Source organism: Pseudomonas sp. SDO524_S393 (assembly GCF_054071875.1).
The window spans coordinates 15,338-35,405 of record NZ_JBSVVZ010000057.1 but is presented as its reverse complement, the minus strand read 5'-3'; the positions used below and the strand labels follow the sequence as shown (position 1 = coordinate 35,405).

General features: G+C 58.4%; 14 protein-coding genes. 8 read left to right on the top strand and 6 right to left on the bottom strand.

Translation table 11 applies throughout. The annotated features are described in order from the left end of the window. The first annotated feature begins 31 nt into the window (after positions 1–31). Positions 32–952: a GlxA family transcriptional regulator gene (locus ACW9IB_RS22180; RefSeq protein WP_457365451.1), complete on the top strand. Its 921-nt coding sequence runs from the start codon at positions 32–34 to the stop codon at positions 950–952. 79 nt (positions 953–1,031) lie between these two features. Here ACW9IB_RS22180 and zapE read toward each other — a convergent pair whose 3' ends face one another. From zapE to ACW9IB_RS22165, 3 genes are all read right to left on the bottom strand, one after another. Beyond that, positions 1,032–2,126 (bottom strand): cell division protein ZapE, encoded by a 1,095-nt coding sequence (gene zapE / locus ACW9IB_RS22175; RefSeq protein ID WP_457365355.1) that lies wholly within the window; start codon positions 2,124–2,126, stop codon positions 1,032–1,034. Positions 2,127–2,204: 78 nt separating this feature from the next. Next, on the bottom strand, positions 2,205–3,560 hold the full coding sequence (locus ACW9IB_RS22170) for a tryptophan--tRNA ligase (RefSeq protein ID WP_457415555.1): 1,356 nt from the start codon (positions 3,558–3,560) through the stop codon (positions 2,205–2,207). A gap of 24 nt (positions 3,561–3,584) precedes the next feature. After that, complete coding sequence (locus ACW9IB_RS22165) at positions 3,585–4,214, bottom strand: alpha/beta hydrolase (RefSeq protein WP_457365353.1); 630 nt, start codon at positions 4,212–4,214, stop codon at positions 3,585–3,587. 147 nt (positions 4,215–4,361) lie between these two features. Between ACW9IB_RS22165 and ACW9IB_RS22160 the strand changes: the two genes are divergently transcribed. Together ACW9IB_RS22160 and ACW9IB_RS22155 are read left to right on the top strand one after the other, a co-directional pair. Then, positions 4,362–4,799 (top strand): YhcB family protein, encoded by a 438-nt coding sequence (locus tag ACW9IB_RS22160; protein ID WP_003171734.1) that lies wholly within the window; start codon positions 4,362–4,364, stop codon positions 4,797–4,799. Positions 4,800–4,974: 175 nt separating this feature from the next. Next, positions 4,975–5,322, top strand: a complete 348-nt coding sequence (locus ACW9IB_RS22155) for a hypothetical protein (RefSeq protein WP_457415553.1) — start codon at positions 4,975–4,977, stop codon at positions 5,320–5,322. A 96-nt stretch (positions 5,323–5,418) separates the two neighbouring features. Here the strand turns inward: ACW9IB_RS22155 and ACW9IB_RS22150 are convergent, their stop codons facing one another. Beyond that, positions 5,419–7,143 carry an ABC transporter ATP-binding protein/permease gene (locus tag ACW9IB_RS22150; protein WP_457415551.1) on the bottom strand — a complete coding sequence of 575 codons (1,725 nt, stop codon included), beginning with the start codon at positions 7,141–7,143 and terminating at the stop codon, positions 5,419–5,421. A 253-nt stretch (positions 7,144–7,396) separates the two neighbouring features. On the opposite strand from ACW9IB_RS22150, the gene ACW9IB_RS22145 reads away from it, so the two are divergent. Beyond that, on the top strand, positions 7,397–10,021 hold the full coding sequence (locus ACW9IB_RS22145) for a dermonecrotic toxin domain-containing protein (protein WP_457415550.1): 2,625 nt from the start codon (positions 7,397–7,399) through the stop codon (positions 10,019–10,021). 57 nt (positions 10,022–10,078) lie between these two features. On the opposite strand, the gene ACW9IB_RS22140 is transcribed toward ACW9IB_RS22145, so the two are convergent. Both ACW9IB_RS22140 and ACW9IB_RS22135 read right to left on the bottom strand, forming a co-directional pair. Then, positions 10,079–10,639 carry a response regulator transcription factor gene (locus ACW9IB_RS22140; protein ID WP_457365350.1) on the bottom strand — a complete coding sequence of 187 codons (561 nt, stop codon included), beginning with the start codon at positions 10,637–10,639 and terminating at the stop codon, positions 10,079–10,081. After that, on the bottom strand, positions 10,632–11,894 hold the full coding sequence (locus tag ACW9IB_RS22135) for an ATP-binding protein (protein ID WP_457415548.1): 1,263 nt from the start codon (positions 11,892–11,894) through the stop codon (positions 10,632–10,634). Before ACW9IB_RS22135 ends, ACW9IB_RS22140 begins: the two co-directional genes overlap by 8 nt. A gap of 206 nt (positions 11,895–12,100) precedes the next feature. On the opposite strand from ACW9IB_RS22135, the gene ACW9IB_RS22130 reads away from it, so the two are divergent. The 4 genes from ACW9IB_RS22130 to ACW9IB_RS22115 all read left to right on the top strand — a co-directional run bounded on the left by ACW9IB_RS22130 (position 12,101) and on the right by ACW9IB_RS22115 (position 19,888). Further along, complete coding sequence (locus ACW9IB_RS22130; protein WP_457365348.1) at positions 12,101–12,814, top strand: SIMPL domain-containing protein; 714 nt, start codon at positions 12,101–12,103, stop codon at positions 12,812–12,814. Between the two features lie 317 nt (positions 12,815–13,131). Further along, positions 13,132–16,311, top strand: coding sequence for a dermonecrotic toxin domain-containing protein (locus ACW9IB_RS22125; RefSeq protein WP_457415546.1), 3,180 nt, complete (start codon positions 13,132–13,134; stop codon positions 16,309–16,311). Positions 16,312–16,399: 88 nt separating this feature from the next. Next, complete coding sequence (locus ACW9IB_RS22120) at positions 16,400–18,001, top strand: ABC transporter substrate-binding protein (protein WP_457415544.1); 1,602 nt, start codon at positions 16,400–16,402, stop codon at positions 17,999–18,001. A 258-nt stretch (positions 18,002–18,259) separates the two neighbouring features. After that, positions 18,260–19,888 (top strand): ABC transporter substrate-binding protein, encoded by a 1,629-nt coding sequence (locus ACW9IB_RS22115; RefSeq protein WP_457365345.1) that lies wholly within the window; start codon positions 18,260–18,262, stop codon positions 19,886–19,888. Positions 19,889–20,068: the final 180 nt, after the last annotated feature.

Here is a 20,068-nt window from a genome sequence, read left to right as displayed (position 1 = left end):
GGCCATTGATCGGGTATTCGCTTCCACCCTCATGCAAGCCAAGGATTTCTTCCACCTCGCCAGCCTGCGTTACGGCAAACAACAAGGCCTGGGCCTGACGCCGGCGTTCGAAACACGCCTGGTCAGCCCCGACGGGCAATCGGTGCGCAGCTTCAGTGACGTGATCGTGCCGGTGGATGGCGGCCTGGAAAACGCCGACATCATCGTACTGCCCGCTTTCTGGGATGACTTCGACGCCCTCTGCACTCGCTACCCCCAAGTACTACCGTGGCTGCGTGAACAGCATGCGCGCGGCGCCGTGCTCTGCGGCGAAGCCACCGGCGTGTTCTGGCTGGCCGAAGCCGGGCTGCTCGATGGCAAGGAAGCGACCACCTATTGGCGCTTCTTCAACGCCTTCAGCGAACGTTTCCCCAAGGTCCAGCTCAACCAGGACAAACACCTCACCGACGCCGACAACCTGTATTGCGCGGGTGGCACCACCTCGGCGTGCGACCTCTACATCTATTTGATCGAACGCTTCTGCGGTGCCAACATCGCCCAGGCCGTGGCCCGGGACATCCTTTACGAAGTGCAGCGCAGCTATTCACCTGGGCGCATCGGGTTTGGCGGGCAGAAGCTGCATCAGGATGTGATCATCCTGCAGATCCAGCATTGGCTCGAAGAACACTTCGCCGACAAGTTCCGCTTCGAGGACGTCGCGCGGGAACACGGCATGAGCATTCGCAACTTCATGCGCCGTTTCCAGACCGCCACCGGCGACAAGCCTTTGCATTACCTGCAACGCCTGCGCATCGAAACGGCCAAGGGCCTGCTCTCGGGCAGCCGCAAGAGCATCAAGACCATCAGTTATGAGGTGGGCTACGACGATGCGAGCTTCTTTGCGCGGTTGTTCAGGCAGCACACAGAGCTGTCGCCGAACCAGTATCGGCAGCAGTTTCAGCAAGCGGCATAACCCCAGGCACACACAAACCTAATGTGGGAGCTGGCTTGCCTGCTCCCACAGTTTGATCTCCATTGTTCTGGAGATTGGCTTACGGCTTGTGCCCGCGCGACAGGAACTCGTGGGACTGCATTTCCAGCAGACGGCTCAGGGTGCGCTGGAACTCGAAGGTCAGGCGACCGCCGGTGTAGAGATCCTTGAGCTCGACTTCCGCCGAGATGATCAGCTTGACGTTACGGTCGTAGAACTCGTCGACCATGTTGATAAAGCGCCGGGCGATGTCGTCGGTGGTGACGCTCATCTGCTCCACACCGCTCAGGATCACCGCGTGGAAGATCTTGCCCAGTTCGATGTAGTCGTTCTGGCTGCGCGGACCGTCGCACAAGGCACGGAAGTCGAACCAGGCGACGTCATCGCAGGTACGCAAGGCAATGATTTCGCGGTTTTCGATCACCAACCTGTCGTTTTCCACCGCCTTCGTGCATTCCGGCGTCAAGGCGCGGAAGCTTTTCTTGAGGCTTTCGTGGGCCGCTTCGTTCAGCGGGAAGTGGAACAGCTCCGCCTGCTCCAGGTGACGCAGGCGGTAGTCGACGCCGCTGTCGACGTTGACGATCTCGGTATTCTGCTTGATCAGCGCAATGGCCGGCAGGAAGCGCGCGCGTTGCAGGCCGTCTTTGTACAGGCCGTCGGGCACGATGTTCGAGGTGGCGACCAGGGTCACACCGTTCTTGAACAGCTCTTCCATCAGGGTGCCGAGGATCATTGCGTCGGTGATGTCGGAAACGAAAAACTCATCGAAGCAGATCACCCGCGCCTCTTCGGAGAAACGCTTGGCGATGATGGTCAGCGGGTTTTTCTCGCCCGGAAGGGTCTTCATCTCTTCGTGCACACGCTTCATGAAGCGGTGGAAGTGCGTCCGGACCTTTTCCTTGAACGGCAGCGCTTCGAAGAAAGTGTCCACCAGGTAAGTCTTGCCCCGGCCCACGCCGCCCCAGAAATACAGGCCTTTGACCGGGGTGTGGTCTTTCTTGCCAAACAGTTTGCTGAACATCCCTGGCTTGTTTTGCGAGGCCGCGATCAGGTCGTCATACAGGCGCTGCAAATGACGCACTGCATTTTCCTGGGCCGCATCATGGAAGAATTCCGGGCGTTTCAGATCAGCTTGATATCGTTCTAGGGGCGTCATAATTCGTTAGCAAGGCAACAAAAACGGGCCGTCACTGTAACGACGGCCCTGGATAATGGCAATCAACCCTTGGTCGGGTTAATCCTCGGTGGGTGTCAACGCAACACGCAAGGCGGCGATGGCGGCGTCGCGCGACACTTCGTCGGCAAACGCAGCGCTGTCGGCCACTGCGGCACCGTCCAGCCATACGCTGAAACTCAAGGCATCGGTATGTACGTCCAGCGCATCACCGCTTTGCAGTTGCTTGGTCACCGCGCCGGCCGCCTTGCCATCGGCGAAGTTGCGCGAGAGCAGCAATTGCTCGCCGTCAGCGGCCAGCAGGCGGAAGCGGAAACTGCCATCGTCTTCGCGGAAGCTCACGAAGCGCGCGATTTTTGCGGCTTTTTTCTTGGCCGCGACCGGCGCCGTGGCCTGCTCGACGAACGAACGCAGGCCAACCGCTTCACGCAGCTCTGCCAGGAACGGCGCCGCCGACGCGCGAGCCTTCCTGGCACCGACCTGCAGCAGGTCTTCCATGTCCGACGGACGCGACATCAATTGGTGATAACGCTCGCGCGCTTCGCCCAACTGGCCGTCCAGCAGTTGGAACAGACGGTTCTTCGCCTCGCCCCAGCCCAGGCCTTGCAGCAGCTCGTCGCGGAACTCGGCTTCCTGGGCCTTGCTGGCGAACGCCTGGTACAGGGTGAACAGGTGCGAGTTGTCCGGGTCCTTGGCTTCGCCCGGCGCTCGGGAGTCGGTGACGATCCGCGAGATTGCGTCTTTCATGTCCTTGGCGCTGGTGAACAACGGGATGGTGTTGTCGTAGCTTTTGGACATCTTGCGGCCATCCAGGCCCGGCAAGGTGGCGACGCTTTCTTCGATCAGCGCCTCGGGCATGGTGAAAAATTCTTTACCCTTGCCGAACAGGTGGTTGAAGCGCTGGCCAATGTCGCGAGCCATTTCGACGTGCTGGATCTGGTCGCGGCCGACCGGCACCTTGTGCGCGTTGAACATCAGGATGTCCGCCGCCATCAGCACGGGGTAGCTGTACAGGCCCATGCTGATGCCCGCATCGGGGTCTTCGCCGGCTTCCACGTTCTTGTCCACCGACGCCTTGTAGGCATGCGCGCGGTTGAGCAAGCCCTTGGCCGCGACGCAGGTGAGCAGCCAGGTCAGCTCGGGAATTTCCGGAATGTCGGACTGGCGGTAGAAAGTCACCCGGTTCACATCGAGGCCACCGGCCAGCCAGGTCGCGGCGATTTCCATGCGCGAGCGCTGGATGCGCTGCGGGTCATCACACTTGATCAGGGCGTGGTAGTCGGCCAGGAAGTAGAAGGAGTCGGCATTGGCATCCTGGCTGGCGAGGATCGCCGGGCGGATCGCACCGGCGTAGTTGCCCAGGTGCGGCGTGCCGGTGGTAGTGATGCCGGTGAGGATACGGGTACGAGTCGTCATGGGTAATCGCTTGTCAGACTGCTATCAATTCGAAAGGCGCGGCAACACCAGATCCTTCAGATCGGTGAGCTTGCCATGAAAAAAGTGCCCGCATTCTGCCACTTTCAGCAGCTCATGGGGGCGATTCAAGGCGCCAGACCAGTCGTAAACCAGCTGCGGGTCAACCACTTCGTCGGTTTCCGGCTGGATCAGGGTCAGCGGACAGCCTTGGGGCAGCACGTCGGTATCGCGCAGGCGCATCACCGCAGCGGCCACCATGAACAGGTGCGCGAGTTGTTCGCCCTTGGCTTCCAGGCGGCCGCCGAGGCTGGCTGCGACATAGCCACCGAAGGAAAAGCCAAGCAACGTGATCGGCAAATCCGGGTGTTTTTCCCGCAGCCAGGTGGCGGCCGCTTCGGCGTCGTCCACTTCACCGGTGCCCATGTCGTGGGTGCCGGCACTGGCGCCCACACCCCGGTAATTGAAACGCAGCGTGATCAAACCGGCATCACGGGCAGTACGTTGCAAGGTCGAAACGACTTTGTTGAGCATGGTTCCGCCCTGCACCGGGTTAGGGTGGCAGATCAGCGCCAGGCCACGTGGCTCGGGGTGATCCAGGTACAGGGCTTCCAGTTGGCCTACCGGGCCATCGATCAAAACAGGGGTTTCACGCATGAGCAAGAGATGAACTCCGTGACCTCTCAAAGGGTCGACTCGTCTAGCTAAAAGTCTGTGCTTGGCATCATTGCGAGCTTAATCGCGGTATACAGCGCAGGTCCGAGCCGTTAACGTAAAGCAAAGCCGTTTATAGAGGAAGGACTCGTGGAACACTCGCTCTTAGTTTGGTTGTTGCCGACTCTTGCCCTGGTTGCCGGTGTCGCCATTGGATTCCTGGTTGCCCGCTTGCTGCCGAATGCCGCGCCTAACCGCACGCAGCGTCAGCTGGATGACATTCAGGAACGTTTTGACAGTTATCAGAACGAGGTTGTTACCCACTTCAACAGCACCGCGACCCTGGTCAAGAAACTCACCCAGAGTTACCAGGAAGTACAGGACCATCTCGCCGATGGCGCCAACCGCCTGGCCCTCGACGACATCACTCGTCAACGCCTGCTGGCTGCGCTGCATTCCGATGCGCCGCAAACCCCACGGGAACGCCTGACCCCACCTCGGGAAAATCAGGAGCCACCAAGGGACTACGCGCCAAAAACGCCGAACGCCCCCGGTATGCTGGATGAGCATTACGGCTTGAAGAAGTAAGTTTTCTTCATCCAACCAAAAGCCCGGCTGATCGATGATCAGCCGGGCTTTTTATTGGTCGGATGCAAACGACACCGCTGGTCGTCACTGTCACTTCTGACAGTAGACCACGCGACTCGAACTCAAGAAGCTTGGAGGTGCAGTCGTACCTAAACCAGACATTGGATTCGAGGACATGGAAATGCAAACACCAAAACGTGCATCGCTTTTGCCCCCTACCAGCAGCGACGTGCAGGAAGGTGGAGAATTGAAAGTCAGCCAGTTGAACCCAAACTTTCATCTCACCATTCAGAATTTGAAAAATGGCGACTTCATCCAATACACCTTTGACATCAAGGCAGATCGCTTCTCGCCATCACAACGTTGGGTCGGCGAACTGAAGGCGAGCCAGGATGGTCGCCAAACGTTTGAGTTTCCGCCAAAGCCCATATTCGGCTACAACTTCAACAACGGCTCCGCAGTGATTGCCTACGCCATTCAAAACGAAGCATCCGACCCGTTAACCTTCACCATCAATAACTAATGCAAAAAGCCCGGCTGATCGCCGATCAGCCGGGCTTTTTGTTACCTGCTCATTCTCAAGAATACTGGAGACCCACAGTTTTGACCGCATACGACCTTAAGCCACGGGTTGCTCCTGCAACAACCCGCTCTCGATCCGCACATGCCGCCCATGGAAGCGCTTGAGGCTGCTGCGATGGCCGACGCTGACGATACTCAGCCCCGGCAACTCATCGATCAGCGCTTGATACAGCGTTGCCTCATCCTCTTCATCCATGGCCGAGGTGGCTTCGTCCATGTACAGCCATTGCGGCGCGAACAGCAACGCGCGAGCAAACGCCAGGCGCTGTTGCTCACCTGGCGAAAGCATGCGCTGCCAGTGATTGGCTTCGTCCAGGCGTGCGACCAGATGCGGCAAGCGACAGGTTTCCAGGACCTGTGCATAACGTTCTGCCGGGTAAACGCTGTCGTCCTGTGGATAGCTCAACACTGCCTTGAGGGTGCCGATCGGCAGATAAGGTTTCTGCGGCAGGAACAGGTAACGCGCCGCCGGCAAACGAATGCTGCCATGCCCCGCCGGCCACAACTGGCCCATCGCCCGCAGCAGCGTACTTTTGCCGCTGCCGGAGCGCCCGCTCAGCATCACACGCTGGCCCGGTTCCACGGTCATGTCCGCATCGGTGAGCAAGTGGCGACCATCGGCCAGGTCCATGCCCAGGTTCTGCACCACCAGCCGCTCGCCCTCGGGACGCACATCGATAGCCGGCGCACGTTGCTCGTTTTCGCCCATGGCCTGATGAAAGCTCAACAGACGGTCACTGGTCGCACGCCATGACGCCAGTTCCGAATACGCGCTGATGAACCAACTGAAGTTCTCTTGCACGTTGCCGAATGCCGAGTTGATTTGCATCAGCTCGCCCAGTTCGATCTTGCCGGTAAAGTAGCGCGGTGCAGCAACGATAAACGGGAAGATGATAGCGATCTGGCTGTAACCGGCAGTGAAGAAAGTCAGGCGCTTGGACACTTTCATGATGTCCCAGAAGTTGTGCCAGACCTTGCCGAAGCGGGCGCTCAATCGATGGTTTTCGTTGGGTTCGCCGTTGTACAGGGCGATGCTTTCGGCATTTTCGCGCACCCGTACCATGGAGAAACGCAGGTCCGCCTCAAAGCGTTGTTGTTGGTTGCTCAGGCCGATCAAACGTCGGCCAATCAGATGCGTCAACCAACTGCCGACGGCGGCGTACAGCAGCGCGCACCAGAACATGTAGCCGGGGATGGTGATGCCAAACACTTCGATGCTGCCCGACACGCCCCACAGGATGATGGAGAACGACACCAGGCTGACCACATTGCGCAGCAACCCGAGCCCCAGGCTCAAGGTGCTGGAAGTGAAGTTGTTGAGGTCTTCGGAAATCCGCTGGTCCGGGTTATCCGTGTAGCCGCCCTGCTCCAGCTGGTAGTAGTTCTTGTGGGCGAGCCAGCGCGCGAAATGCCGCTCGGTGAGCCAGGCCCGCCAGCGAATGGTCAGCATCTGGGTCAGGTACAGGCGGTACACGGCGCCGAGGATGGCCACGGCGGCAATACCGCCGAAATAGCCGATCAACTGCCAGAACGCCTCGGTGTCCTTCTTCTCCAGGGCGTTGTAGAAGTCCTTGTACCAGTGGTTGATCCACACGGAGATCGCCACGCTGAACAGCGACAGGCCAATCACTGCCAACAGCAGCAACCAGGCCTTGCCCTTCTCCTCACTGCGCCAATAGGGCGTGATCATTGCCCAGGTTCGTCGAAAGAATTGCCCACGCACCGCGTCGTTGACCGCGGAGTACTCAGCGTTCTGATTCATCGTTCAGGCTCGGTAGGGAAAGAATCACGGGTTTGAGCCGATCATAGACGATCGGGTCAGCGCGTCGTACACCCCCGGGCAGATTATTCAGACATTGTTCAGCCCCGTAGCGGGTGCTGTTGCAAACGGACGGTACACCCAGTGAGGCACTTGTCTTACTCAGAAAAAAAGGGCGGCACAAGCAATGGAACGTTACCTACACCCTCACCACACAAGAGACCGCCAATAAACGTTCCTGTCCGAGACTTGCCCTATGCAGATTGCCACCCAACGTTTCAGCCTGTATCCCGCGCCTGACGCCCCCCTTTCGCAGCAGGAAAACAACAATGTTCGTCAGAAACGCTCGATTGACGCCAGCGAACCGAAAGACCAAGAGGTCGTGCAGACAGTCAAATCGACACCCTCAGGGGATGGCTATGAAGAAGTGAGCGTCAATCCTGACCCGGGCAAGCGGGTCGGTGTGGGTGAAAAAACACCCGCGTCGGTCGACCTGGGTGTCAACATCAATATCGACCCCATCGCGCAAGACATCAGTAACTCGTTCAACAGCGCCGAGCAGGAAGCTTCAAGCTTCTTAAAGACTCTATTCGCGAGTCTTGTACAAAAGGCCCTATCCCCCGAAGACAAAAAAAAGTGGGGCGTCGACCCCGATAACACTTACCTGGTGACGTTCGAATACAACACCACCGGAGAAAAACCTTACCCCGCGAAAGTCATTCAACGCATCTCGTTGCCCCAGGCGCTTATACAGAACACGCAGGAGGCGCCCTCGGGACAAGGTTTTTCAGTGCCCTACTTCGCGGGAGGCCCGGACGTCATCGTCAAACCGGACCTGGATATCCGCACACCAGGCACGTTCGACTTTTCCAGCCGGCTCAATCCCGGCACGGAAAAGGCCGACATCACCCATACCTTTCAAGGCATTTATAAAGAGTCCCCCGGAGAGCCTGCAAAAGCCTACAACGCAAGCAACGAAAGCGGCATCAGGCCGGCAGAGCTCAGGCAACTGATCAAAACGGCTGATTATCAAAAGCCGTACAAAGAGTATCTGGACGACTTCTGGAGCCGGCACCGGGAAAAATACCCCGTGCTGGCCAAAGCCTCTTTCGTCAAATCCGCCATGGCCCAACACCAGGAAGGCACGCTGACAGAGCAAGGTCGCGAGCTGATCATGCGGGCTGCGGGGTTGTCCGGTCATCAGGAATCGTGGCCGGACGTGAAATATGAGGACTTGCAGAAGAATCCGCCCAAGGACCCCAACATTGAAATGGGCTTGCTCAAAGTCGGTCATTATCAGTCCACCGACCTCATGTACATCACGGATACCAAGAGCACGCCGGCGTTGACCTTGCTCTACATCCCCGGAAATTCCTCGCCGCTGCACAGCTTCAACAGCCAGGCCGAGATGAAGACCTGGCTGGCAGAGCAAATGGCCGACCCGGCCAAACGTGATGCCATGGCGTTGCACTTTGCCTTGAAAGACAAACCCAACGGGTTGGCCAGGGCCGGTGTCGACGAAACCCTGGCAGGGCTCGGCACCTGGCCGCAAAAGCGTGAAACCCCGGGCGGGCTGTTCAACTACGATCACCGGGCCTTTTCCGGCTTCTGGGACCCGCAAACCTACATCACCACAGAGCCCAGTAACCTGCCGTTCGATGAAATCACGAAGCGCCAGAAAGATCGCTCTTATGCCGATGCCGATGTCGAGATCACCAGTAATGCGGATGTCGCCAAAAACAGCATTCTGTCGGGCCTGGACAAAACCAAGAAATTCGCCTTGTTTCTAACCCCGTTGGCGTTGGTGATGCCCGAGGTTGGCTTGGCGCTGGATCTGTTCTCCCTGGCTGACGGGGGTACTACCACCATCATCGGTATTGACGACAAGGCACACGGAAAACCCCAGGGCACTGAACGAATCGTGTTCGGGACTTTCAATGCCGCCACCGCTGTGATTCCTCATATTGCGAGAGCGGGCAAGGCAACGGAAGGCGCCGCCGGCAATATCGAGTCAGAGACCGTAACCATCAACGACAAGCCCGCGATGAACCGCCCCGAAGTGTCATATACACAGCTCTCCAGCGCAGAATCCCGCGTACCGGCGCCTCGCCAGCCGCTGCCTGACTTCAGCGCCCACGCGCTGCCTGACTCACTGCTTGAAGGTCGCGCTCTGAGAGGGGACGGTACGTATCAAGTAGGGGAAAAGTTCTATGTTCACTACACCGACGGCACCGGCATCAGCCGCGTATTTGAAATAGACCGCAACTATAAAATCGCGAATGGATACGTTCGGGTCATTGATCCCGCTACCCAGAAAACCGTGATGTTTTTGGAATCGGCTGGTCACGGCGAATGGCGATTAAACACGCTGAAAGGCGGTGGCAAGAAAGTCATCAAATCCGCGCAACCAAAAGGCCCGTTCGCAAAGGAAAATGCGGCGCCGGGCATTTCAGCAAAAGCGCCATTGATCAACCATCAGGATTGGCAATCCATCCTGGATTCGGGCACTTACAATGGGCAGCCCGTTTACATTCACTACACCGACAAGGCCGGCGCGGAGGCGATCGCCCAAGGGCAAGCCATTACGGATGCGACACGAGGCGCAACGCGTGCAGGCTCGAAGGGCGGTATCTACGTGAACCCTCCAGGCCAGCAGTTCAATGGTGAAAACGTCGAAGACCTGTTGTTTCTGGGGAACGAACGCTACGTGGGCAGGGGGGATTACATGGTGATATTCAGCACTGACCAGGCTCCCGAGGAGCTCGGCGCCATCACCGCCGGCAGCCCGTTCGTCGAGCTGAGGATGCCAAAGGAGATCAAGCTGAAACCGTCGAACTTCCTGTACCTTGGCCCTAACACATTTCCCAACTACTTCAGTTGAGGACCTCTCGAAATAGCCGGGTCCCCCGGCTATTTCGCTTTGTATCAGGCAACCCGATCAGCGCCGTACCGGACGCTTCTGCAATTTACGTTGCAACGTACGGCGGTGCATGCCCAGGGCACGGGCAGTGGCGGAGATATTGCCCTCATGTTCGGTCAACACCCGCTGGATGTGTTCCCATTGCAGGCGGTCCACCGACATCGGGTTTTCCGGCACCAGCGTATCGAGGTCAGCATGCTCGGAGAGCAAGGCGGCCAGCACGTCGTCGGCATCCGCCGGCTTGCACAGGTAGTTGCAGGCACCGCGCTTGATGGCCTCGACGGCGGTGGCGATGCTGGAATAACCGGTGAGGATCACCACCCGCATTTCCGGGTCGAGTTCCAGCAGCTTGGGCAACAGCACCAGGCCCGAGTCGCCGTCCATTTTCAGATCAAGCGCGGCATAGTCCGGCAAGTCCTGCTGAGCCAGGATCAAGCCTTCTTCGGCGGAGCCAGCGGTGCTCACGCGGAAACCGCGACGGCTCATGGCTCGCGCCATCACGCGGGTAAAGGTGGCGTCGTCATCTACCAGCAACAGGTGCGGCAGTTCTTCGCCTTCGACTTGGATCTCGTCACTCATCGATATCTCCTCGTGCGACACGGGGCAGGCGCAGCTCGGTGAGCGTGCCGCCTTCCTCATGACTATAGAGCTTCACTGAGCCGCCCGCGCGGGTCACGCTGGCCTTGCTCAAGAACAGGCCCAGGCCGAAGCCTTTGCCCTTGGTGGTAAAGAAGGGTTTGCCAATCTGCTCGGCAATGGCCAGTGGCACGCCCGCGCCGTGGTCGCGAATACTGATGGTCACATTTTCCGCGTCCCAGTCCAGCTGTACGCCCAACCCTTCGGGACAGGCGTCGGCAGCATTGTTCAGCAGGTTGAGTAATGCCTGGGTCAGATCCGGCGGCGGCGCCAGACGCGGCACGCTGCCTTGGCCCACTAGATGAAAACGGTAACTGGCTTCAGGACGCATCAGGTGCCAGCGGTTCAGGGCTTCGTCGAGCCACCGGGTCACGTCCTGCATTTCCACGGCCAGGCGGCGATTGGCTTCGGCGGCACGCACCAGCTGTTGCAAAGTCTGTTTGCACTGCTTGACCTGTTCCTGCAACACACTCAGATCGTCCTGCAAGGCCGGGTCGTGGTGGTCCTGGGTCATTTCCTTGAGCAACACGCTCATGGTCGCCAGCGGTGTGCCCAACTCATGGGCCGCGCCGGCAGCCTGGGTGGCAACGGCAAGCAACTGCTGATCGCGCAGGCCTTCTTCGCGGCGGATGGCGCGCAACTCTTCCTGGCGGCGCAGCTCTTCGGCCATGCGCGCGGCAAAGAACGTGATGACCGCCGCGGACAGAGCAAAGCTCAGCCACATCCCGTAGATCTGCAGGTTTTCCCGCGCGATGGGAAAGGTCTGCAACGGGTAGAAGCGCGCTAGCAACAAGGTGTAGAGCGTCAGGGCGATGCCCGAGAGCACCACCGAATAACGCCACGGCAAAGTCACGGCGGCGATGGTCAGCGGCACCAGGTAATACGAAACGAACGGGTTGGTGGAACCGCCGGAGAAATACAGCAACACACTGTGGATAAACAGGTCGCAGGCCAGTTGCAGGGCATATTCCAACTCGGTCACCGGCCAGGTCGTGCGCAGGCGGATGGCCGTGAACACACAGAGCACGATGGAGAAACCGAGGGTCACGGCCAGTTGCAGCCAGGGCAGCGGCAACAGGTCGAACCAATAGGCAAGCCCGACAGAACCAGCCTGGGCGGCCAGTACCAGGGTGCGGATGAACGTCAGGCGCCAGAGGTTCTGGCGAGTGGCGGAAGTCAGTTTTACGGCGGCGAGCATGGGCTCTCCCGATGAGCGCTGCAGGCGGATCGGCAGGAGTATAAACGAAGCAGCCCCCTTCCCACGGCCTGTGTGGCTCTTTGCCGCAGGCTAGGCGGATGACCGTTCGTCGGGCCCACCAAAACTTGTTGGTAATGTGTAAACCCGAAGAACCCGACACCACCGTCTACAGTCATACCGAACACGCACAACCCCAAGGAGCTTCCATGTCTCGTTTCACTCGCAGTGCAGCCGTTATCACCCTCGGTGTCGCCACCCTCGCCAGCCTCCCGGCGCTGGCTGCCGATGCACTGAATTACAACCAGATTTCCCTGCGGGCCGAGGTCAGCCAGGAGGTGGCTCGCGACAAGATGATCGTCACCCTCTACACCGAATCCCAGAACAGCGACCCGGCCAAGCTCGCTGCCGAAATCACCAATACCATGAACAAAGCCCTCGCTGAAGCCCGCGAAGTCAAAGGCGTGACCCTGCGCCAGGGCAGCCGCAACAGTTACCCGATCTACGACAGCAAGAATCAGAAGATCACCGGCTGGCGCGAACGGGCCGAACTGCGCCTGGAAAGCGCGGACTTCCCGGCGCTGTCCAAGCTCACCGGCGAACTGCTGAACACCCTGAAAATGGAAAACATGGACTTCGCCATCGCCGACGCCACGCGCAAGGCCAGCGAAGATGCGCTGCTCAAGGACGCCGTCGCTGCCTTCAAGGCCCGCGCGCAACTGGCCACCGACGCACTGGGCGGCAAGGGTTACAAGATCGTCAACCTGAACTTCAACACCAACGGTTACCCGATGCCCTACGCGCGTAATGGCGGGATGATGATGAAAGCCGCCATGGCCGATTCGGCGCCCACGCCTGAAGTGGAGGCCGGCACCAGCCAGGTGAACATGAGTGCCGACGGCGTGATTGAAGTCCTGCAATAATTTCCGAATCCTGCGGTGAAAAAGGCGCACTCCGAAAAGGACTGCGCCTTTTTTGTAGGAAGCTTTACCTTTCGAAGTAATGCTTCGCAGCATATCGGCTGGAATCAATCATCGGGTTTTCGCGACACACACAACGGAGCAGTCACAGGGAGTGCTGCATAGACGTTGTTTACTTCACGAGAACCCGCTTTATGCTTATTCCCCCTTATTACACAGACGCCAACCAACCGCGCTCTGCCATCGGTTTGCCCAACCAACCTGCTACGGTAAAGGCGCCAACAACCGACTCCGCCCCTTCATCTCCCCATGAGACCGCGTTGCTCAACGCCTATCTTGAAGCAGTGCAAAACAAAACCCAGAACAAAACGCCCGGCCTGATCACGGTTCCTGCGCAGAGCACGTTGGGGCAATGGCTGGAACTGTATCGGGCCCAAGTGGAGCACCCAGTGGTTAAGTCCTGGTTGCGCGATCAAAAGATCGGCGCATCCACCGTGCTTACAGTTGACCCGTTCAAAGGCACGCTTTCGGTCGAAGAGGATGGAAAAACCAGAACCTTTACCCTGTCGGACACATCGGGCTGGGGCCAGATTTCAGGCCCGTTGCTGGCCGCTGCAAAAGTGATTGCCCCCGAAAACAGAGACCCTCTGCGCGTGAGGCTAGCGGATGGTTCAACCCGGGTCAGCGCGAAGGTGGTCGCCAACTTCCAGGGAATACCGCTGCCTGAAACCCCCTCCCAGGCCAACGAGCAAATCAAGCATCTGCGGCTCCAGAACGCCTTCGACCCCATTCCAGCCGATGACCCCATACGCCCGGCCAGCAAGCGCTCGACTCACGCGCTGGCGGTACAAAGACAAGATGCCGCCAGGTTCTACCTCGGCGCACCCCACGCCCTGGAATACAAACGCTTGGCGGTCAACGTTGCCACCCAACTGCCCAATACTCGGGAAGAAGCCAAGAAATGGGCAGAAAAGCTTATTTTCCAATTGACCGGCAAGCACGTCGATGCAGATACGATCTTCCTGAACCGCTTCAAGACCGCCAGCACGCCCCTCAGCGCAGACTCGGCCACCGTGACCGGCTGGGAGCATCCCGGTGAAGAGCCTTACTCTTCGCTGCGCCTGCCCGATGCACTGCTGAAAAACTTCAACGAACATGACGGGGTGCCGGGCAACCTGGACCTGGACGCCGGTTTATACCTGGATGGCCCCGGTCAAAGCACAAAAGGCGGGTACGGCGCTCACAACCAGTTCCCGCTGGCGCCATCCGCCCTCATGCACGCGAGCTGGAAAACCGACTTCCAGGCCGAGATGACCCAGAAAATCGATCATTTCTGGAGCACCCAATCCGAGAACTACGAAGTCGCAATCAAGGGCGAATTCGTTTACCAGGCTCGCAAGCAACTCAAGGCCAACGACGCCAGGTCGCCTGCCGAGCGAGCACTGCAAGCCCCCGAGCATAAATTCACCCGCGACGACTACCGCCTGGTGATGGGCGCCGCGTCCAATCTGCCAGTCGATGAGTATGCACCGCTCACTATCGAGCAACTCAAGGCCGGCAATCCCGACAAAGGCACCACCCGGGCACATGCCTTCAGCCTCCATGGTTTTACCTCCAGCGACATGGTCCGATTCAGCGCTGCCGATGGCCGGCAGGTACTGTCCATGCCAGGTGCCGAACCCGCTTTTTTGAGGTTTGACTCCCTGGAAAAGCTGAACCAATGGGTCGTGGACCAAACCAAAGATCCCAAGAAACGCGAAGACTTGCTCTCCCATTTCCCGCTGATTTATCGCCAGGACCATGAAGCCGGCTTCGGCGCGCGCGCGGCCAAAGTACTCATGCCCATCCTTTGGTTTACCCACGTTGGTGAGAAAACCGAGGGTTTGAGTACGTTGTTCGACAAAATGTCGACCGGAAAACTGAAAGACCCGGCGATCGATGACAGCCACTCGAAAATCGAAGGGGACGTGTTCCACACCGTCACGACCAGCACCAAAGAACGCATGAAAAGCGATGCCGACACGGTGATCAAGTCCAACAGCGAAGTGATCAGGGACACGTGGCTGAACGACATTACCGTGGCGGCGGGCCTGTTGGCGAAACTTGCGCCCATCGCGCCGCCGGTAGCAGTTGCAGCCGTCATCACCGGGTTGACCGAACTGACACTGGGCGCGGAAAAGGCATCGTCCGGCGACACCGAGGCCGAGCGCAAGGACGGTGCGTCCAAGGCGTTCGATGGCGTGCTGAATACGTTGTTTTCGGTCGGGGCCAGCGGGCGCGTGGAGGATCCTTTCAAACTATCGGAGGAAAACCCGGCCGCCCCACCCCCTGGTGAGTCCCCTCAGGTAGAAAATCCGCAGCCCAGAGGCCCAAAATCGCTCTCTGACGCAAACCGGTTGCAACCCAGCCAGGCGGGCAACATCAGCGCATACGCGGTGCCGGATGGCGAAAGCCTCATTGAAAACGCCACACGCAATGGCAAAGGCATTTATCAGGTTAAAGATGATGTGTCCGGAGAGGACCATTGGTTTATTCGCTATACCGATACCAGCGGTATTCGCCAGGTATTCGAGATCAAAGGCGACTTCAAGCTGAGTAATGACTATGTACAGATCATCAACCGTGATACGGGTAAGCCGGTGATGACCGTACACGCCACACCTGACGGAGAATGGGCACGCGGCCTCGGCCCGGGTGGAAAGTGGCCTTGGACGCGGCTTTCGGCATCGCCGACAGAAACGGCCAAGCCAGCGCCAAAAATTTCCGACGCATTTATTGATTTGGAGGGCAAAAAACTCGACGGTGCCGAACAGATCGATGAATTCCTGTCCGTGGACGACCGCGTCAGCTACGAGTACTCCATACGCAATATCGAAGAGAGCGGTGTCATAAAAGCCAAACTCGGTATTTCATGGGTCTTGCCAGAGGACAACTTCGAGGTCGGCCTGACGGAAACTGCCGGACCATCAGATTTCAGCTCGAGCCAATACTCGGAACAATTTACCAAGGACCTGTCCCGCTTCAATTATTCAGTCGTCGTCAGGGACGGCACGAATGAAACGCGCACCGTACTCAAGAGCACCGCAAACGATGGCCTTGAAATAACGGCGGAAAGACTTCGCCAATTTGAGGCGCTCATCCCTGACCCGGTATTGCGGGCACGTATTTCCGAAGTGGCTCACCAAGGCTCTCTGGCGCCGGCCTCGAACTACCTGAACCAGGACTCAGGCGGGTTGAAGGACGGATTTTACCTGGGCGGAAAAGATACGGAGGTCACCATCGAATACGACGCGCAGACGAAACGCGCCAAGGTTCATTTTGTGAGTACGAACACTATCAGCCAACCAGACGCTGAGCGTTACAAAATCCCGGGAGTTGAGATCACCACCAAACGGACCTTCAGCATCACCGAAAGCAACGAGATCTACGACGCCGACAATACTTACGTGATTGATAAACACGCACCGTCCAACATTGAACTCACACTCGTAGTGAAATGATTATTTAAACATCCCCTGGAACGGCGGTAACCTCGGTTCCGCCGTTTTCGTCTGGGCAGCCTTTATGCCTGCCACTTCAGGGGTCTCCATGGAAAGAATCGCCTTCAAACCGCTCCTCCTCGCTGCCGGCCTCCTGGCCTTTACGCCGATGGCCCATGCGGCCAGCACCCTGGTCTACTGCTCCGAAGCCAGCCCCGCCGGTTTCGACCCCAGCCAGTACACCAGCGGCACCGACTTCGATGCCTCGGCCGAAACCGTGTTCAACCGCCTGACGCAGTTCAAGCGCGGCGGCACCGAAGTCGAACCTGGCCTGGCCACGCGCTGGGACATCTCCCAAGACGGCCTGACCTACACCTTCCACCTGCGGGATGGCGTCAAGTTCCACACCACCGATTTCTTCACCCCTACCCGCGACTTCAACGCGGATGATGTGCTGTTCACCTTCAATCGCCTGCTGGACGCCGAAAGTCCATTCCGCAAGGCTTACCCTTCCGAGTCGCCGTACTTCACCGACATGGGCTTGAACACCACAATCAAGAGCGTCGAAAAACTTGACGACCACACCGTGCGTTTCAACCTGAACAATGTGGATGCGTCGTTCGTGCAGAACCTGGCCATGAGTTTCGCTTCGGTGCAGTCTGCCGAATATGCAGCCCAGCTATTAAAGGAAGGCAACGCCGAACAGATCAACCAGAAACCGGTGGGCACCGGCCCGTTCGTGTTCAAGCGCTACCAGAAGGACTCGCAGATTCGCTACGCCGCCAATAAACAGTATTGGAAGCCCGAAGACGTGAAGCTCGACAACCTGGTGTTCGCCATCACCCCGGACGCCGCCGCTCGCCTGCAGAAGCTCAAGGCCGGTGAGTGTCAGGTCAGCGGCTACCCGCGCCCGGCGGACATCGACGTGATGAAACAGGACCCGAACCTGCGAGTGCAGCAACAAGCCGGGTTCAACCTGGGCTTTCTCGCCTACAACGTGACGCACCCACCGCTGGACCAGCTCAAGGTGCGCCAGGCCCTGGACATGGCCATCGACAAGCCGGCGATCATCAAGGCCGTGTACCAGAGCGCCGGACAATTGGCGCAGAACGCCCTGCCGCCGGCCCAGTGGTCTTATGACCCAAACATCAAGGACGCGCCCTACGACCCGACCAAGGCGCGGGCGCTACTGAAAGAAGCAGGCATCGCTCCCGGCACCACCATCAACCTGTGGGCGATGACCGTGCAACGCGCGTCGAACCCCAACGCACGCATGTCGGCGCAGATGATCCAGCAGGATTGGGAAAAGGTCGGTATCAAAGCCAATATCGTCAGCTATGAATGGGGCGAATACATCAAACGCGCCAAAAATGGCGAGCACGACGCGATGATTTATGGCTGGACCGGCGACAATGGCGACCCGGATAACTGGCTCGGCGTGCTCTACAGTTGTGCCGCGGTCAAAGGCAGCAACTACGCCAAGTGGTGTAACCCGGCCTACGACAAGCTGGTGCAGCAGGCCAAGGTCAGCAATGACCGCGAGCAACGCATCAAGTGGTATCAACAGGCACAAAAAATCCTTAAGGAACAAGTACCTATAACACCTATTGCGAACTCGACGGTTTTCCAGCCCCTGCGCAAGGAAGTCCGGGACTTCAAAATCAGCCCATTCGGCCTGACACCCTTCTATGGCGTGAGTCTAGATAAGTAACAACCTCGCCCCAATCGGGTGCGCCAGACGCCTCGATTGGGCTTTTTTGGTGCGCGCCACGCACCGAAAAAAACCTCTATATATATGCATTTATGTAGAAACTTTCATAAATGCGACATTCCTGTACGTTCGTACCACTGTTTCAGCCTCCTAACGGTTCAGCATCTTGCAATGGGTATGGCCCCTGCATAAGTATCCGCAGGCCGACTCACGAGGTCGCCCTCACCACCAAAAATGACAACAAATCATGAGGCCAACATGCTTAAACACGCAGTCCTTCCGTTACTCGTTAGCGCTGGCCTTATGGCCGCAGCCCCTTTCGCCCACGCGGCGACTAACCTGGTGTTCTGCTCCGAAGGGAGCCCGGCCGGTTTCGATCCAGGCCAGTACACTACCGGAACAGACTTCGATGCCTCGGCCGAAACCGTGTTCAACCGTCTGAGCCAGTTCGAACGTGGCGGCACCGCCGTGATTCCTGGCCTGGCCACCAGTTGGGACGTTTCCCCGGATGGCCTGACGTACACCTTCCACCTGCGCGAAGGCGTCAAGTTCCACACCACCCCGTACTTCAAGCCGACGCGTGAATTCAATGCCGATGACGTGCTCTTCACGTTCAACCGCATGATCAACAAGGACGATCCGTTCCGCAAAGCCTACCCTACCGAGTTCCCGTACTTCTCCGACATGGAGATGGACAAGAACATCAAGAACATCGAGAAAGTCGACGACCACACCGTCAAGTTCACCCTGGGCACCGTGGACGCCGCCTTTATCCAGAACCTGGCGATGAGCTTCGCGTCCATCCAGTCGGCCGAATACGCGGCCCAGCTGCTGAAGGAAGGCAAAGCCTCGGACATCAACCAGAAGCCAATCGGCACTGGCCCGTTCGTGTTCAAGAGCTACCAGAAAGACTCCAACATCCGCTTCACCGGCAACAAGGACTACTGGAAGCCTGAAGACGTCAAGGTCGATAACCTGATCTTCTCGATCTCCACCGACGCCTCGGTGCGCATCCAGAAGCTGAAGAAGAATGAGTGCCAGATCACGGCCTATCCTCGCCCGGCGGACATCAAGCCCCTGGAAGCGGACAAGGACATGCTGATGCCGCACCAGGCCGGCTTCAATCTGGGCTACATCGCCTACAACGTGATGCCGGTGCTCAAGGGCCAGACCGCACCGAACCCATTGGCCGACCTGCGGGTACGCCAGGCGCTGGACATGTCGGTGAACAAGCAGCAGATCATCGACTCGGTGTACCAGGGCGCGGGCCAATTGGCCGTGAATGCCATGCCGCCAACCCAATGGTCGTATGACACCACCATCAAGGATGCCAAGTACGATCCTGCAAAAGCCAAGGAACTGCTCAAGGAAGCCGGCATCAAGGAAGGCACCGAGATCACCCTGTGGGCCATGCCGGTTCAGCGTCCGTACAACCCGAACGCCAAGCTGATGGCCGAGATGCTGCAAAGCGACTGGAAACAGATCGGCTTGAAGGTCAACATCGTCAGCTACGAGTGGGGCGAGTACATCAAGCGTTCCAAAGGTGGCGAGAACCAGGCCATGATCATTGGCTGGAGCGGTGACAATGGTGACCCGGACAACTGGTTGGGCACCCTCTTTGCCACCTCGGCACTGAACGGCAACAACTTCTCCAAGTTCAGCAACAAGCAATACGACGACCTGATCAGTCAGGCCAAGTCGACCACGGACGTCGCCAAGCGCACCGATCTGTACAAACAGGCGCAGCAACTCCTCAAGAAAGAACTGCCTTACACACCTATCGCGCACTCGACGGTGTATCAACCCATGCGCAACACCGTACAGGACTTCAAGATCAGCCCGTTTGGCTTGAACTCCTTCTACGGCGTCAGCGTCAGCGGCAAGTAAGAATCCTCGACGGCGACGCCCATGGCGTCGCCGTTGTTGCATTCGCCTTGACCGTAGGAAACCAGCCACATCCGTATTCGCTACTGTCCTACAGCAACGAACCGCGATCCCTGACTCCGTTACCTACAAAGTCAATCAGATTTGATGCATTTACTGTGAAGTCCACGACCCATAACGTCG